The sequence below is a fragment of the Pseudoalteromonas sp. P1-11 genome (assembly GCF_001399995.1).
In the GTDB taxonomy this organism is placed as follows: domain Bacteria; phylum Pseudomonadota; class Gammaproteobacteria; order Enterobacterales; family Alteromonadaceae; genus Pseudoalteromonas; species Pseudoalteromonas atlantica.
This window is the reverse complement of record NZ_LJSP01000015.1, coordinates 5,755-20,572: the sequence shown is the minus strand read 5'-3', so window position 1 is coordinate 20,572 and position 14,818 is coordinate 5,755. Positions and strand designations below refer to the sequence as shown.

Here is a 14,818-nt window from a genome sequence, read left to right as displayed (position 1 = left end):
AGTTCAATTAGCTTAATCACTTTAATAAATCACTTCTATAGGTGAATCGCTAAAGATGTAGCAAATGGATTTGTTTTCACTAACTAGCAGCATAAAAATTAACGGCAGCCAATTTAACATAACAATAACTAACGTAAATAAACATTTACGTTAGTTATTTATTTAAAAATGAATTACACTTAACTTATCCCAGTATATGTAGGCGTAAATAAGGAGGCTATTTATCAAAACACGTTTTGATCATTTATTAAAATCTCAAGTATTAGCACCCTTTAAGCAAAAAATGCCCTTAGTAATTAAAAATAACGAATGCCCTGTATATGCATATATAAACTCTCTTAGGGCTGTTTCATCAAAAAGTACTGCACTACGTGTACTTCATTCAATTGCACAAAAGTTAGGCCAGAGTAATTACTACAGTATTAACTGGGCTCGCTTTGATAGGAATACACTAAATAGTCTAGTCGCCCTGTTAAAAGATAAAGGTTTATCTTATGAAACAATAGGCCTTTACCTATCTATTACAAAAAGTGTTTTGAGGGAAGCTTTTCTGCTGGGTCAAATAAATTCACTACATTGGGAGCGAGTTAAATCAGTTAAGCCACCTATGCTCGGGAAAAAAAAGCTACACGCCACCTTATCGCAAAGTGATTTTGCACATTTACTAAATACAATAGAGGCGCTCGCACTTACTAATACAAAAAAAATAAGAGATCAGGCTATATTCCATTTACTCATCGGTTGCGGTTTACGCCGGTTTGAATTAGCTAAATTAAAGTTAAGCGCAATTGATTTAACCGGTAATAAAATAACCTTTGATGGAAAAGGCGGAAAAGAACGTACTGTTGCTATTCATCCCATAACTATGAAAGCGCTAAAAGAATGGATGGTTATACGTGGTTATAAAGAAGGTGCTGTATTTACACGAGTCTATAAATCTGGCGAACTTCATAAAAGTGTAAGCACAAACAATATAGACGAGATCCCGCACTTTTCTTCAGAATCTATATACCTACTATGCAAAACATATGGTTTGGTATCAGCTGGAATAACTCCTCACTCTCTTAGGCGTTCGTATGCAACTTGGTTAAGTCGTAATGGCGCTAATATTCAGCATATTTCAAAGCTAATGGGGCATTCCAGTATAAAAACAACTGAGATCTACATTAAAACGGAGCAGCGAGAAATAGATAAAACGGTATTGGATAAATTATTTGTATAAAGCACTTTTTTATACCATCATACTTATTTGAAAACCGTAACAATCTTTAGCATGATAAGCTTTAGTTCTATATAAGCCATCATAAGTAAAGATATAGTTGCGTTATATTGATAAAAGTATGATGGTATAAAAATGGATTTATTTACTCAAGTTGATTTAAACTTTACAGCTCTTACAAATTTAACTGATAACCTTTATCAGGAGTTGCATAGCATTGAACCCCTCAGTGCTAATTGTACTATTATCCCACAAGTATATTCATCGCCTTCAACCGTCGCAGATAATCAACCAATAGAGCTATCACACATTAGCGGCTTTACCGCACAAACCAAAATAATCAGCTCTTATAAACAATTTAATCCAGTAGCAAAAAGTAATGCTAAGTACCCTTTTAGATTACCGGGAGTATTAATGGTAGAAGAAAAGTACTCAGCTAAACTCTCTTCACTTATAAAAAGCTGTAATATCCATAAAGATAATATAAAAAAGGCCATCTCTTCTTCAAAAATCACAGCGGAAAAAAAACGAGAAATTATTCAATCTGTAGCCCCTAATGCTATTACTTTACAGGTTTACAGACATATATTGCCTCCACTAGTAAACACAAGAAGAATTAGCTTTAGTTGGTGTAATAAATTTAGCGTTAAATGTTTTACCTATGAAAAAATGTGTGATTATCTAAATAATAGTATGAAACACCCGCCCAAAGGGGTAACAAAGAGTGAGTGGTGTTACTTTGTTGGACAAGAACTTCACCTGGTACAACAACGTAAGAGAGATGAACCAATTAAAATAAAAAGGCCCCTAACACCAGCGCCTATGGCGAACATTTCCTTCATAGATAACAGTCCCAGTATTTTACGCCACGCGCATTTACCTTTTATAGTCGCTAGTGATCATCTAGTAAAAATTAAGAAGTTAAAAAACTTTACCGTAAAAAATACTCAACTTAACAAACTAGAATATATGATCAATCGTCTATACGCGTTGTGACTTTAGTTTTTCCACAATGTGGAAATTATGATTTTACTTATCGGGCTGCTCTAATAAATTAGCCTGGACTCTAAAAACATTAATTATCAGAATTATTATATTTAGTTTTATTCTTGCTGCTTACGTAGCTGTGCCTGAACGCGCTCTCGCTCTTTTTGAAGCTCTATGCGAAGCTCTTCTTCGGTGGGAAGGTGAGCTAAATATTTTGCTGCAAAAAGTTGTTTACGATCACTCAGTACCGAGTATTTTACTACTGCTTCACTTTTTTCACTGCATAACACAAGGCCGATAGTAGGGTTATCACCTTCGCTGGTGTAACGCTCATCGTACAAACGAATGTATGTATCCATTTGCCCTACATCTTGATGTTTAAGCTTGCCAATTTTTAGATCGAGTAATAAAAAACACTTAAGCTTAAAATTGTAAAAAACGAGGTCTATATAAAAGTCTTCATCGTCAAAGCGCAGGCGCTTTTGCCGCTCAACAAACGCAAAGCCTTTACCTAGTTCCAATAGAAATTGTTGCAAGTTATTTATTATGCCCTGCTCTAGTTCATTTTCTTGATAGCTTTTATCTTGTAGATTTAAAAAGTCCAAAATGTAAGGATCGCGCAGGTAGTCTTTTGCTGACTCAGCCAATACTTGTGTTTTTTCTTGTGCCTCTTGCTCTACAGGTTGTTTATTTTTACTCGAAAGTAATCGCTCGTAATAAAGCGTACCAATCTGACGTTCTAGTGCCCTGACACTCCAATGCTGCTGTGCTGACTCTTCCATATACCATAAGCGTGCAGCTGGATTTTCTATACGTGCAAGCACATTATAATGCGACCAACTTAATTCGAGAGACAGTGTCTCTTGTTTTTCAAACGCGAGATAAAAACGTCTCATATTACGCAAGTTAGTTACATCAAACCCTTTACCAAGCTCTGCTGTTAATTGAGTGGAAAGGCTTTTAAGTATTTTTTTACCGTATTGAGCACGAGTATTACCTAGCTGCTCATCTTCTACAATTAAACGTCCAATTTCCCAATACGCATGTACCATTGTGTTATTGACTGTTTGCCTAACAAGGGCGCGCGCTTCTACGATTACCGACTTGATATCGCTTAGTAATGCACTATTGGAAGTGCTAGGGCTGTTTTTTTGAGTAGTGTGCTTTTTAGGTGCTGAGTCCAAGGAACCTCTCCCAGGCAAAAATATCAATATAAATTATTGGCTTATCATACCGCAAAGGTCGTGGATTTTTGAGTGTTAATTAGTAATATATGGTATGAATCAGGCTCTCCATTCTATCACTCCATACATGTTAAACACATAGATCGCGGTATCTCATGTTAAGCCTAGAATTAGAAATGTAGCTATCGTAAATTTGCTGGCTTTACTTGCTCTATTGTTTAATAAAGTGAAGTTACATGAATCGTATTACTGATATCTGGGAGCGAAATGCTCCCTTTATATAAAAACGTTCGTCTCAATATTTAAAGCAACCTTTAACAAACAACTTTTAATACTTAACAAGCATCCCTCGCTTATCTTTATCTAAAAACAACTAAAAAACACAGTGTGATTTTGCTTTTAGGTTAATAAAACGTTTTAACTCAAATCATCATCTTGCAACAAAAAACACCTATCTTCTTCGAAAAACCATTAAAAAACTACAAATATTGCCGTTCGAGTTATTTTTAAATTAAAAACAATAAAAGGCTTGCATTATAAAACAGGAGCATTTAAAGTTCGAAACATAAGAGGTTAGCTATGTTATTCCTCTGCAGTCTCCGTGGTAAATGGAGAATAATAAAAATATACAATTAGTTCATAAAAATTAGTCAGCCTGTTGTGCTACTAAGTTGGGTTCCCCGCTTTAGCGGGGGTGAGCGACAAGACACTGTAGTAAAAAGTTTAGTTAGACAGTCGTGCTACTAAATTGGTTTCCCCGCTTTAGCGGGGGTGAGCGACAAAACACTGTAGTAAAGAAAATTTAGTTAGCAATTGTAACTACTAATTTTTACCCTTTGCGTAAGCAGAGGTATATGAAAACTAATTTGTATATTCCTTGTGGTTGGTAGATATGTATTTTTGCATGTCTATCAACTCATTGAACCAACTCCCCTCTAAGTTACCCTCTCCTATTCAGTCGTATTTAATAGTTTTAAAAACTCATTTTTATATAAACCTTTATCTTTTTTATATGGTGACAGTCTAATTAATGCTTTCAACAAAAAAGCGCCCTGATTAACTCGGAGCGCTTTACTTTAAGGACAAATAAACAGGTTTATACAAATTTAAATAACAAATATTTTAGCATGACTCTCATGCTTGGATTATTTCTCTGACAATATTGCTCATAGTTAATTATGCCAATACCCATTTTAGTGCAAAACAAACTCAGGACGATAAACCAAGCGAAATTTTTAGTTGATTGGTACTGTAAAAACAGTAACCCTGAGCCACTAAATGCTATAACCGAATAGGCAACTTCTATTCGGTATTGGCTAAAAGCTTTTAAAATTTTGGGCATTAAAAGCCGTCATTAAATGCATCAAAACAATCATCTCCTATAAAATCCGCTATCGAATCTTCAATTTCATAAACAGTCATTACTCTATCAGGCTGACCCACCACATTGCCGCCAACATCAACAATGCTAGCGCTTGCATTTGTGATAGGTAATCCTGTTGAGGGATTAATAGCAATATCATTAGCGTCATTATTTTTCATTTTTTAACCTTATTAATCATTAATTAATGCTTTCAAATTTAAGGATTTCGTGATAAAAAACAAACTTGTTTGACTGCGCAGCTCAGCAACAAACAGTTTGAATTAAGCAATTAGCCCTTCCCTTACTCCACCTAATTTTATTAAGTAAAAACCTTTTATTATTTTCTAAAAAACTTTATTAATTAGTTTAATTTGAAGGCGGTTTTTGTCTGAAAGATAGGTTTTAAGATCGCATTTTTCGGCACGAAAAACTGCAAAAAAAGCGCCTCAGAATGAGGCCAACAAGCGCGTAATGTGTTGTAGGCGAAGCCGTAGACACATGGAGACAGCGCGAATGTACAGGCTGGTCTGTACTAACCGCGATAGTGTTTCGCATCAGCGAAATTCGATTAAAATTTGGCACAAATTTAGATCGAACCATCTATTTTCGTAGAAAATAAAAGCGAAGAAAAATGCGGATAATGGGGCACCCATCGCATTGTCTGTAGCGGCAGTATGGCGGTTAGTACAGGGCGGAGCACGGTACATTCGCGCTGGGTCTACAACGCTAGCGCGATAGCGCGTCGAGTCAGCTCGTTGCGGAGCAACATCAGAGCTGGCGTGCGTTTTAGGCCCAATGGTTGAGTAGCGCAGCGACGAGGCCATCCGCTGAAGGCGGTTTTTGTTGCGATAATTATCGCGACAATCATTCCGTACATGCTGTAAGAGCATCTCGCAATGAAAAACGGAAATACATTTATAAAATGATGATAATTTTTGTGTTGCGGTACTAGTTAATTTTACTAATTAACTCACTAAAAGGATTTTGTGAATTGACTCAGAAACCATCAAAAGATTTAGAAACGAACAACCTACTTCTCACTCACTACCCTCGCTATTTTGATATTGATATGCGGTATTATCCAGGCGCAAACAATCATCAAAAAGGGGTTAACCGAACTAGGTTGACCGTATTAATCGCGATTCGATTTTCCATTATTACCCCAGGCATTGTTCGTTGGTTATATGGCATCAATCATCGGTTGGCATTAGAGCATTTAAACCGGCTAGAAAAGGATAGTTTGCTGCGTGTGGTAAAAACACATCGAAGCCCAGATGGTCGTGTCTATGTTCCTACCTATACTGCTGCCAAATTTGCCGAGGAGTTAATGGGCATCGACGTGTATTTTAGGAGTAATAAAAACCCAGCTCTGCAGTTCAACCAAAATAATGTAGTACACAACCTTATAAACGCATTTGTAATGTTGCGCGGCATACATAATTATCACAGTGATGAAACGTACGCCCCAATGTGGAGTGGATTCATTACCGAGCCTGAATTTAAACGTATTAATAACCTATCTGATACACGAACTGTGGATGGTGCTGTGCGACTCATAGATGGCTCTGTTGCAGCAATTGAAATTGAGCATTCGTTTAAAAACAAAACAGCGAGGCAAGGCATTTTGCTAAAATATTTGGCCTCGTTAAAAGAAGCAGATTACAGTAAGATTTTTTTATTCTCGCAATCGACCGACATCTTTAATGATATTAAGCGCCTCCACACACAATTATTTGAGGAAATGCCGCAACGTTTTGACAAAAAGACACGAGCACCACTTCTCAGTGAGAGCGATGCTGAGCTGCTGCGTGCCTCAATAATATACCGAACTAAATTGTGTGAAGAAATTAATGAAATGTTTTACTCGTAATGCAGTAGTATAAATATTGAGACATCATGATTATTTTAGTTGCGTAATTGATGAGAGTAATACGACTTAGCTTTATCGTCACCAAGAATTTTTGCATATTCTACACAACGCCTTATATCTGCTTTTGCCAATCTAAAAGCAGGGTTTTCGTTTTGGTTTAATAGCTCATAATTTCCTAATCGATTGAGGTTTTCCCGAGCCCACGCGCCCTCTTTGTCTGTGCCTTTTTTGACCTTAGGCCGACGAGCTAACCTCGGCCTAGCTATATGCTGACCGTCGGATTGAGGGATGTATGAGAACTCGATAGCAGTAATACAGTTACCCATTTTTTTTGGCTGAAAAGTTACACATAAATCTGTGTGGGCATTGATTTTTTCAATAGCAGGTAGCAATACGCGATTTTTGAAATCCCGCCATGCTCCATAAGATTCAGATAAAAATAATTTTTGTTTCATCTCTGGTAGTTGTAAATTCAGGACTACAGAGCCCCGTCGTTTGTAATTTTTATAATTTCGCACCTCGTTTAGGAGTGCATACAACCGAAATGATGCTAGGCTGTTTAATTTTACTGTGTTATGAAAAAATAACCTTGTGAAATTTTTCTCAATATTAAAAATATACGGCTCGATTTCTTCTGAAAACTCAAGTGTAATGAAAGACCCTTGGTTTTTCAGCTTTTCGTATGTGGCATTGCTCACCCAAGGAATTGATACCGCTTCACCTTTATCGTCTAAAATGCTTACAGATTTATCTCTGAGTGACTCTGCGGCAGAACTCAGCTGCTCATAAACGCTGTGCTTACTCAGACCGAAACACTTGGCATATTCCGTTGGATAAATCACAATTTTTCCTGGGTTAGACTTTTTGGAATTAATTTTAGACAACGCTAGATTTATTAATCGCTGCTCATTAACCTCTAGCGAATAACCCGCATGTAATAATTTATTAGCGAAAACAATTTTTGGAGAATTTTTACTGCTCATTTCTCTACCTCATTTCTAGTTTATGCTGTTATGCTAACCGCGGCTCAACGAATAAAAGAAATTTCGGTAAGTTTTTTGGTAAAAAAAGTCTTATTTATTTACGGTAAAAGTGCCCCCCTAAACCTTATAAATTGCCTACTCATTTCGTATAAAGCGCCACAAAAAACATATGAATTGCCCACCAAAACAGTAAACATTTCATTTAATTTCAATAAGATAAACCACTCTAAAAGTATTAAAATAGAAAAAATAAAAATACAGGCACATTTGCCACTTTTATAAATTTATTAATTCATTTCTGACGGTTAAAAAATAAATTAATTATTTTTTTAATTTTTTTGACCACGCCACTATGATTTGTAATGAGGCTACTGAGTGAACTAACTGACTTACTGAAATACGCAAAAGGGAGGTAGACGTATCTACCTCCCCTTTGCATTTGACCTATGCCTTGCCAAACATTATTACAATGACTGCGCTTTTGAGCCACCGTAACGAACCCCTGTATTTGCGCAGGACCTCCTCCCAGATTTGATACTCAGTAACTGAGTAAAATGCTCTATTAAACGCTATTGCAGTTAGGGCAACGAATCAGCAAATAATGATTCACGGCATATTTTGGGAGACATGATTAGGCTGTATTTTGATTTTGAAAATAACTATTATGACCTCTGTTTCAATCGCTAATTATTTCCAATTTAACCCTAAGAAAAAACATCATCCTCGAAGTCACATGGCAGCTCCACACGCTCTATTGGGTCGCTAATCAGAGCATGCATAAGCTCGTAAGTAAACTTTCGCATGGCAAACTCATTTAGTGTTTTATTCGCTGTAATTTCAGGGCCAATAACCTCCCATAGCTCATCTAAATTCGCATTATCACTGCGTAATTCTAATAAGTTTATCTTATGGTCATTAGCGGTGATTACTCGGCTTAATGCGTGTAATAAATTTAAAAAATCTAATGTTGATACGTATGTGCTTTCCATACTTAACTTTCCTTGTATGATTTGTTATCAAAATCGATAACTCATTATTAGGTAATAATCATGCATGGGAATTTAAATCTATTTACGAAAAAAATTATAAAAAAAAGCGAACAAATGTTCGCTTAGGGGGTTATGCATTGTCGATAATATCGACCCAATCACTCTCTGCTGCTGCAAAAAATGTAGTTGGCGTTTGCATAAATATTTGCTGGAACTCCTCAGAGAACAGCTCACAAAACTGTGTTATTTGCTCTATGTAGATAAGTAAAAAAAGTACCATATCGTGCCCTTCTAAATATCTATTCTCAAAGCTCGGATTTTTTTTCAGCATACTATTTGAAATACTAATACCAAGTATTTTTCCAACGCTATCTCTATGTAAATAGATGTAATTATTGAAATTTAACTCCAAACTTTGTTCGTCAACTACATCTGCTAGCAATAAAATTGTAGAGCAGTCATCCCAAGGCGATTGACTGGCTCGAACGTATTGGCGAATGAATTGTGATTTTGTATTTTTCATGATTTGTCCTAGTTAATTGTCCTGAAATTAACTAGGCCAAGCGGTTGGTAAAAATGAAGAGTTGCGTTTATGTTGGCTAAATTTGCAAAAATAATAAAAATCATTAATGTTGGAATATGGCTGTACAACCTTGAGGATGAATAATATGGCGGAATATATTTGGATAATACCAGCGATAGTACTGACACTAATTTTGATAAGACTTGTTTTAGCACACGATAAAGTTGGTTAATTTTACGGATTTACAGCTTCTAATAGATAATTTATAACTTTACGTAGGCGTATAGAGCGCAAAGACAAACCTTACCAAAGTGCCAATTGCGAACATTAAGATGTAACTCATTCTTGCCCCAAAACGTGTTTAGACGAATGCCGCAAAAGAGCAAACTACGGACGTTGGCTGTTAAGGTTTTAGCGACAGCGGCTAGCCAATTGCGGACATTAGGCATTTGCAAATTCAAGAGAATATTTAGTGCTGTATAACTATATTTTTTGATGGCTAATCTTAATTTTTTTTTGAGGTTTGATTGTTTGTATCAATAGGCATAGTGATACTAAAGCTACGCCTATCCAACCAATTACTTTAAATTTTTCACCAATAATGACTATAGCTAAAACAGTTGCAACTAACGGTTCAATTAAGGTGATTAATGTCGCTTTACTTGCATCTATATAATTCAAGCCAAAACCAAATAATAAATATCCTAAAAACATTGGAATTATTGCCATATACAAAGATACGAAAGCATTAGTTGAGCTTGAAAATAAGTTATCACCCGTAAACCATAATGATGGAAGTAACAATAGTGCAGCACAACCGAATAGCCCAGACATGGACGATTTTGATTGAATGCCACTTTCAATTAAACGCCTTGCTGACCATGAATAACCTGCATAAGTTAAACCAGCAATACAACCTAAAAGAATCCCCAAACCTTGTTGATTAATACTGTAAGCATTATTGCTCTGGTCTTTACCTAAAGTTAACAGAGCAATACCTATAGCACCAATGACAAAGCTCAACATCCATTGCAATGAAATGTCCTTTTTACTAATAAGACGCTCAAGGATTGCGGCAAAAAAAGGTGCAGTGGCTATAGATACTACAGTACCAATGGCAACACCTGATAAACGCATTGAGGTATAGAATACTAATGGGTAAATAGCGACAGAAACGGCACCTAAAAGAAATACTACAGGCTGTTCGAGCATCAGCTTATAATCTATAAGTAGCTTTTTTCGAGCTGTGATTACAAGCAACACCCCTCCTATCCCCATAGAGAATGCACCAATAGCCAAAGAGCTTACATCTGGTGAGTAGCTTGCAGCAGTACCAGTTGTCCCCCACAAGAAACTAGCAACAATAATCGCCATAACACCTTTAAAACTTCCGTGATGATTTTCCATAATGAGACCTATTTATAATAACTTCAATACAGAAATAGTATGCTAATTATGTAGAGTGTTTTTAACAATTAAGACGCAATCGTTATCAATTCCGACTAAGTTTACTTTTTGAATTTAATTGGTGATAGACCAAAGTATTGTGAGAATTTTCTGCTAAAGGCTGAAGGTTCTTTATAACCTACTTTTTCACCAATAAATGGTAGCGGGTAATCTGTATGTGTAAGTAAGGCTTGGGCTTTTTCCATTCGAAGTTTTGTTACGTACTTCATCACGGTCATACCTGTTTGTTGTTTAAATAGTTTCTTAAACTGTGTCTCACTCAGGAAAGCAGATTCAGCTAAACATTTAATTTGAAGCTGCGCTGCAATATTTTTCTCTATGAAGGATATTGCTGCTCCAATGCGGTTATCTACTTTTGGTAATAAAGGTTGCTCTGCAAGCAATAGGCTGAACATTTCGAACATTGCCTGTTCTAATTGGGCATTAACTTTGTTTTCTAGTTGGTTTTCGATAAAAGTTAAGTAACTTCTAAGAGGTGAGTTAATTGCAAAAACAATACATTGTGAAGATGAAATATTTAGCGGAAGATTTTTCATATCTGCGACTACAAACCTAGCTTCAGTGTTTGCGGTGAACAAGTGCTCTTCGCTGGCTTTAACTACAACACATTCACTAGGAGCAACTTTACCATTAAAATCACCAACAGATATATTTATGACACCACGTAAAGGTAGAACCAACTGATTAAATTGATGTGAATGACGAACTGGCTTTGTGCTATAGGAACGGATGGATAATAGATTTTTCATAATAATAGAAAACGTATTGCCTTATTTCATCCTGAGATTAGGATTATACATCTTAGAGCAATGAATTCTAAAGTGAAGTATTAGTTTCTATTGGGGCTTTAAATTAAAGTCTCTATGGTGGCTTAGTTTACATACAGCCTTAAAAGGAAATCGACAAACGTTATGATAAAAACACCAGTGCTTTTATCTACTTAGGAAAGTCTGCTATCGTATCATTGCTGTTTTTTTGAATTAAGTGGCCAGTTTTCGCTATTGGCACAAAGCACGCCTTAGTTCTAAATCGTTTTTGTCCATCGACAAGTTATAAATATAACTCGCCTTTGCGCCTTTATGAGTTAACGCAAATACCCTATAGGTCGGCTTTGAGCGAGAAGCAGACGGTTGTATAAACTCGTTTTTGGACAAAAATGAGCTAGAGCCGAAGGACGGCTCTGTGCCAAACTCGGCCGTTCAACAACACCTTAATATCTTGAATCCAATTGCAATAACAGACGTCCACCTAAATCGTATTTGGACAATTCCTTCCGTTGCGCAACAAGAACTCCAAACTAGCTGTGTGCGTATAAATGCCGATTTCATACGAGATTAAGCTGGTAAGGTGATTCTGCCCGCTATTCGAAACCATTCTGACTACCAAGATTATTTTCAAGTTTCTGCCAAAATAAATATTGACCTGTCTAAAACTTCACAGTTTATATTATTGCTAATAAATGAGAGGAAAACCCATGTATCGTATTTCTAAATTGGCACAAAAAGTTGGATTGAGCCGCTCCACTTTACTCTATTACGAGAAGCTTGGTTTGATTTCAGCCAAACGACAAAACAATGGGTATCGCTGCTATTCTGACAAAGATGTCCAACGTGTAATGCTATTGCAACGACTTCAAGCAGGTGGGCTAACCCTAAAAGAGTGCCTTGCATGTTTGCAAGCTCAAATAGACAAAGAGCTATTACTTCATAGACTGAGTGTATTGGATGCACAAATAGCCCAAAAACAAAAAGCAAGAGAGCTTCTTTCCTCAATGCTTGGCATGAACTCTATGAAAGAATGGCACCAGTCAATGGAGAAAGAAGCACCACTTGCACACCATGATTTTCTGATAAAGCAGGGGTTTAGTGAAAAGCAAGCTCAAAGACTTAAATGGCTGTCAAAGGACATGAATGAGCATGAGCAATACATGGCAGATTTTGAAACTATTTTTCAAGGGTTGGAGAGATTAGGCCCAGGAGATGAAGGCGATACTCATAAGGCACTAAGCTCTTTACCTATTAGGTCTGGCAATGTGTTAGAAGTGGGTTGTGGCAAAGGGATAACAATATCCTTTCTGGCAAGACATTCGACTTTTAATTTAACTGCTCTAGATAATGATGAATACAACTTGAGTTGCGTTCAAGAGAAAGTGAAAGACCAATCTCTTGAACATCGAGTGACTACGATTTGTGCCAGTATGGAGACGATGCCTTTTACCCTGGGACAATTTGATGTGATCTGGTCAGAAGGTAGTGCTTATATCATGGGAGTTAATCAGGCGCTCAAAATTTGGAAACCACATATCAAGAGTAATGGCTTCTTAGTAATTAGTGACTTGGTTTGGTTGACCAATAAACCAGATGCCGAAGTCATAGAGTTTTGGAAAGTAAACTATCCAAAAATGGCATCCACTGAACAACGAATTAAAGAGATGATGAAAGCAGGTTATGAAGTTATCGAGCACTTTACACAGAGCGAACAGTCTTGGCGTAACTACCTAGAACCATTGCAGCAAAGAATTACTCAATTCAAAGGTGAAGATTTTACTTCAAATTCATTCGATGACTTACGGAAAGAACTCCAAATACACGAGAAATACTTAGGCCAGTATGGTTACCAAATATTTGTACTTAAGAATAAAGGATCAAAACATGAAAATTAGACATGAAAATCACTCAGACATTAAAGAAATAGAATCATTAATTTACCGAGCGTTTATGAACCATCCCCACCATGAACCTGGGGCTACGCCAACAGAACACTTAATCGTCAACAAATTACGTGATGTAAACGCATTATCACTCTCTCTAGTGTGTGAAGATGAAACTGGAATCATTGGTCATATCGCCTTTTCACCGATTTTGATTAATGGCGAGGAATCTCATTGGTGCGGATTAGGCCCTGTATCTGTAATGCCAGAACGTCAAGGTGAAGGTATCGGAGGTGCACTTATTCGTGAAGGGATGTCACAACTAAAATCACAAGATATTGAAGGACTGGTGTTACTCGGTGAACCAGAATATTACGGCCGATTTGGTTTTGTGTCACAGCCAAAACTTACCTTGGCTGATGCCCCACCAGAGTATTTTTTAGCGCTGTCGCTATCCAATAACACTCCTACTGGTGAAGTAGCTTATCACTCTGCTTTTTTTGACAACTAAGTGGTTAATATAAATTATGAAACATTTGACACTGACAATTATATTTCTAATTTGCATGTCATTAAATGGCGCAAATGCTTTAGAGAATAACCCGGCATCTAAATTTGGCATTGCTATATCAAGTGATGCTGAAAAAGTTGCATATAGCGTTAATGGTAATGGCAAAACAACATTAATGTTTATACATGGTTGGAGTCTAGATAGTAGGCTATGGCACAATCAAATTCGTTATTTTTCTGATGAATATCAGGTTATTACAATTGATTTAGCAGGGCATGGTAACTCGTCTTTCAATCGAAATGAATATACTATGCTAGCTTTCGCAAATGATATTAAAGCTGTCATAGAAAAAGAAGGTATAGATTCTGCTGTATTGATTGGTCACTCAATGGCGGGGGGAATTATAGCTGAAGCAGCTAAGTTAATGCCTAATAAAGTTAAGGGGATTATTGGTGTTGATACTTCACAAAATGTTGCCTTAAAGTTATCGCAAGTTGATCTAGACCTAATGACGAAGCCTTTTGAAGACGATTTTCAGAATGGAATTAACGCATTTGTAAAAGACTCATTGCCTCCGAATACTGAACCTGAGTTACTCTATTGGGTTAGAGAAGACATGGCTTCAGCACCAAAAGGTATTGCGATTAATCAATTTCGTAATTATCTAAGTCAATATGTAAGTGGTGAGTCATATCGCATCTATAAGAATATAAAAGTACCTGTTGTACTAGTGAATGCTCGATTATGGCCGACAAACTCGGCAGAGAATAAAAAGCATATCAAAAATTACAGCATATTCTTCATTGAAGACTCAGGGCACTTTCCGATGTTAGAAAAACCTGATGAGTTTAATAAAGTTCTTTTGCAGGCGGTTAAGTCTATTAAATAAATTGTTCGATTAAGTTCACTTTAACTAAATTATCTCAAGTTAAAGTGAACGTCTTCTTTAGACATGACCTAGAGTATTATGACTGTCCCTTGTTCGCTCAAAGCCACCCTTAGAGTAATTACGTTAACTCATAATGGGGCAGAAATGAGTTTGGCAACATCGCCTCTGTTAGATTCCAATCAG

Annotated in this window: 13 protein-coding genes; 6 read left to right on the top strand and 7 right to left on the bottom strand. The window is 36.5% G+C overall.

Annotated features, from left to right (window positions below; translation table 11 throughout):
* The first annotated feature begins 607 nt into the window (after positions 1-607).
* Positions 608-1,222, top strand: coding sequence for a site-specific integrase (locus tag AN390_RS17565; RefSeq protein WP_157686052.1), 615 nt, complete (start codon positions 608-610; stop codon positions 1,220-1,222).
* Positions 1,223-1,354: 132 nt separating this feature from the next.
* The gene (locus AN390_RS17560) at positions 1,355-2,215 is read left to right on the top strand and encodes a DNA replication terminus site-binding protein (RefSeq protein ID WP_055255541.1); all 861 of its coding nucleotides are present in this window, start codon (positions 1,355-1,357) and stop codon (positions 2,213-2,215) included.
* Between the two features lie 107 nt (positions 2,216-2,322).
* Here the strand turns inward: AN390_RS17560 and AN390_RS17555 are convergent, their stop codons facing one another.
* On the bottom strand, positions 2,323-3,390 hold the full coding sequence (locus AN390_RS17555) for a YhcG family protein (protein ID WP_095206789.1): 1,068 nt from the start codon (positions 3,388-3,390) through the stop codon (positions 2,323-2,325).
* Positions 3,391-4,731: 1,341 nt separating this feature from the next.
* A complete protein-coding gene (locus AN390_RS17545) occupies positions 4,732-4,932 on the bottom strand; it encodes a hypothetical protein (RefSeq protein ID WP_055255539.1) in 201 nt (66 codons plus the stop codon).
* A gap of 812 nt (positions 4,933-5,744) precedes the next feature.
* Here AN390_RS17545 and AN390_RS17535 point away from each other — a divergent pair.
* Positions 5,745-6,623: a hypothetical protein gene (locus tag AN390_RS17535; RefSeq protein ID WP_055255537.1), complete on the top strand. Its 879-nt coding sequence runs from the start codon at positions 5,745-5,747 to the stop codon at positions 6,621-6,623.
* Positions 6,624-6,658: 35 nt separating this feature from the next.
* Here AN390_RS17535 and AN390_RS17530 read toward each other — a convergent pair whose 3' ends face one another.
* From AN390_RS17530 to AN390_RS17505, 5 genes are all read right to left on the bottom strand, one after another.
* Entirely contained in the window at positions 6,659-7,606 is a 948-nt protein-coding gene (locus AN390_RS17530) for a replication initiation protein (protein ID WP_055255536.1), read from the bottom strand.
* A gap of 704 nt (positions 7,607-8,310) precedes the next feature.
* Positions 8,311-8,595, bottom strand: a complete 285-nt coding sequence (locus AN390_RS17520) for a hypothetical protein (RefSeq protein WP_055255534.1) — start codon at positions 8,593-8,595, stop codon at positions 8,311-8,313.
* A gap of 130 nt (positions 8,596-8,725) precedes the next feature.
* Positions 8,726-9,118 carry a hypothetical protein gene (locus tag AN390_RS17515; RefSeq protein WP_055255533.1) on the bottom strand — a complete coding sequence of 131 codons (393 nt, stop codon included), beginning with the start codon at positions 9,116-9,118 and terminating at the stop codon, positions 8,726-8,728.
* A 483-nt stretch (positions 9,119-9,601) separates the two neighbouring features.
* Positions 9,602-10,525, bottom strand: a complete 924-nt coding sequence (locus AN390_RS17510; RefSeq protein ID WP_039485102.1) for a DMT family transporter — start codon at positions 10,523-10,525, stop codon at positions 9,602-9,604.
* A 101-nt stretch (positions 10,526-10,626) separates the two neighbouring features.
* Positions 10,627-11,334 carry an AraC family transcriptional regulator gene (locus tag AN390_RS17505; protein WP_039485098.1) on the bottom strand — a complete coding sequence of 236 codons (708 nt, stop codon included), beginning with the start codon at positions 11,332-11,334 and terminating at the stop codon, positions 10,627-10,629.
* Between the two features lie 725 nt (positions 11,335-12,059).
* Between AN390_RS17505 and AN390_RS17500 the strand changes: the two genes are divergently transcribed.
* Genes AN390_RS17500 through AN390_RS17490 form a run of 3 tightly spaced genes read left to right on the top strand, consistent with a single transcriptional unit; the run spans position 12,060 to position 14,635 of the window.
* Positions 12,060-13,247 (top strand): MerR family transcriptional regulator, encoded by a 1,188-nt coding sequence (locus tag AN390_RS17500; RefSeq protein ID WP_055016680.1) that lies wholly within the window; start codon positions 12,060-12,062, stop codon positions 13,245-13,247.
* Complete coding sequence (locus AN390_RS17495; RefSeq protein ID WP_055016681.1) at positions 13,237-13,746, top strand: GNAT family N-acetyltransferase; 510 nt, start codon at positions 13,237-13,239, stop codon at positions 13,744-13,746. Before AN390_RS17500 ends, AN390_RS17495 begins: the two co-directional genes overlap by 11 nt.
* A gap of 16 nt (positions 13,747-13,762) precedes the next feature.
* The gene (locus AN390_RS17490; protein ID WP_055016682.1) at positions 13,763-14,635 is read left to right on the top strand and encodes an alpha/beta fold hydrolase; all 873 of its coding nucleotides are present in this window, start codon (positions 13,763-13,765) and stop codon (positions 14,633-14,635) included.
* Positions 14,636-14,818: the final 183 nt, after the last annotated feature.

Bases quoted from the DNA above. Each gene is read 5' to 3' on its own strand.
- AN390_RS17565 (WP_157686052.1), top strand. From the start codon at position 608: ATGCTCGGGAAAAAAAAGCTACACGCCACCTTATCGCAAAGTGATTTT.
- AN390_RS17560 (WP_055255541.1), top strand. From the start codon at position 1,355: ATGGATTTATTTACTCAAGTTGATTTAAACTTTACAGCTCTTACAAAT.
- AN390_RS17545 (WP_055255539.1), bottom strand. From the start codon at position 4,932: ATGAAAAATAATGACGCTAATGATATTGCTATTAATCCCTCAACAGGA.
- AN390_RS17530 (WP_055255536.1), bottom strand. From the start codon at position 7,606: ATGAGCAGTAAAAATTCTCCAAAAATTGTTTTCGCTAATAAATTATTA.
- AN390_RS17520 (WP_055255534.1), bottom strand. From the start codon at position 8,595: ATGGAAAGCACATACGTATCAACATTAGATTTTTTAAATTTATTACAC.
- AN390_RS17515 (WP_055255533.1), bottom strand. From the start codon at position 9,118: ATGAAAAATACAAAATCACAATTCATTCGCCAATACGTTCGAGCCAGT.
- AN390_RS17510 (WP_039485102.1), bottom strand. From the start codon at position 10,525: ATGGAAAATCATCACGGAAGTTTTAAAGGTGTTATGGCGATTATTGTT.
- AN390_RS17505 (WP_039485098.1), bottom strand. From the start codon at position 11,334: ATGAAAAATCTATTATCCATCCGTTCCTATAGCACAAAGCCAGTTCGT.
- AN390_RS17500 (WP_055016680.1), top strand. From the start codon at position 12,060: ATGTATCGTATTTCTAAATTGGCACAAAAAGTTGGATTGAGCCGCTCC.
- AN390_RS17495 (WP_055016681.1), top strand. From the start codon at position 13,237: ATGAAAATTAGACATGAAAATCACTCAGACATTAAAGAAATAGAATCA.
- AN390_RS17490 (WP_055016682.1), top strand. From the start codon at position 13,763: ATGAAACATTTGACACTGACAATTATATTTCTAATTTGCATGTCATTA.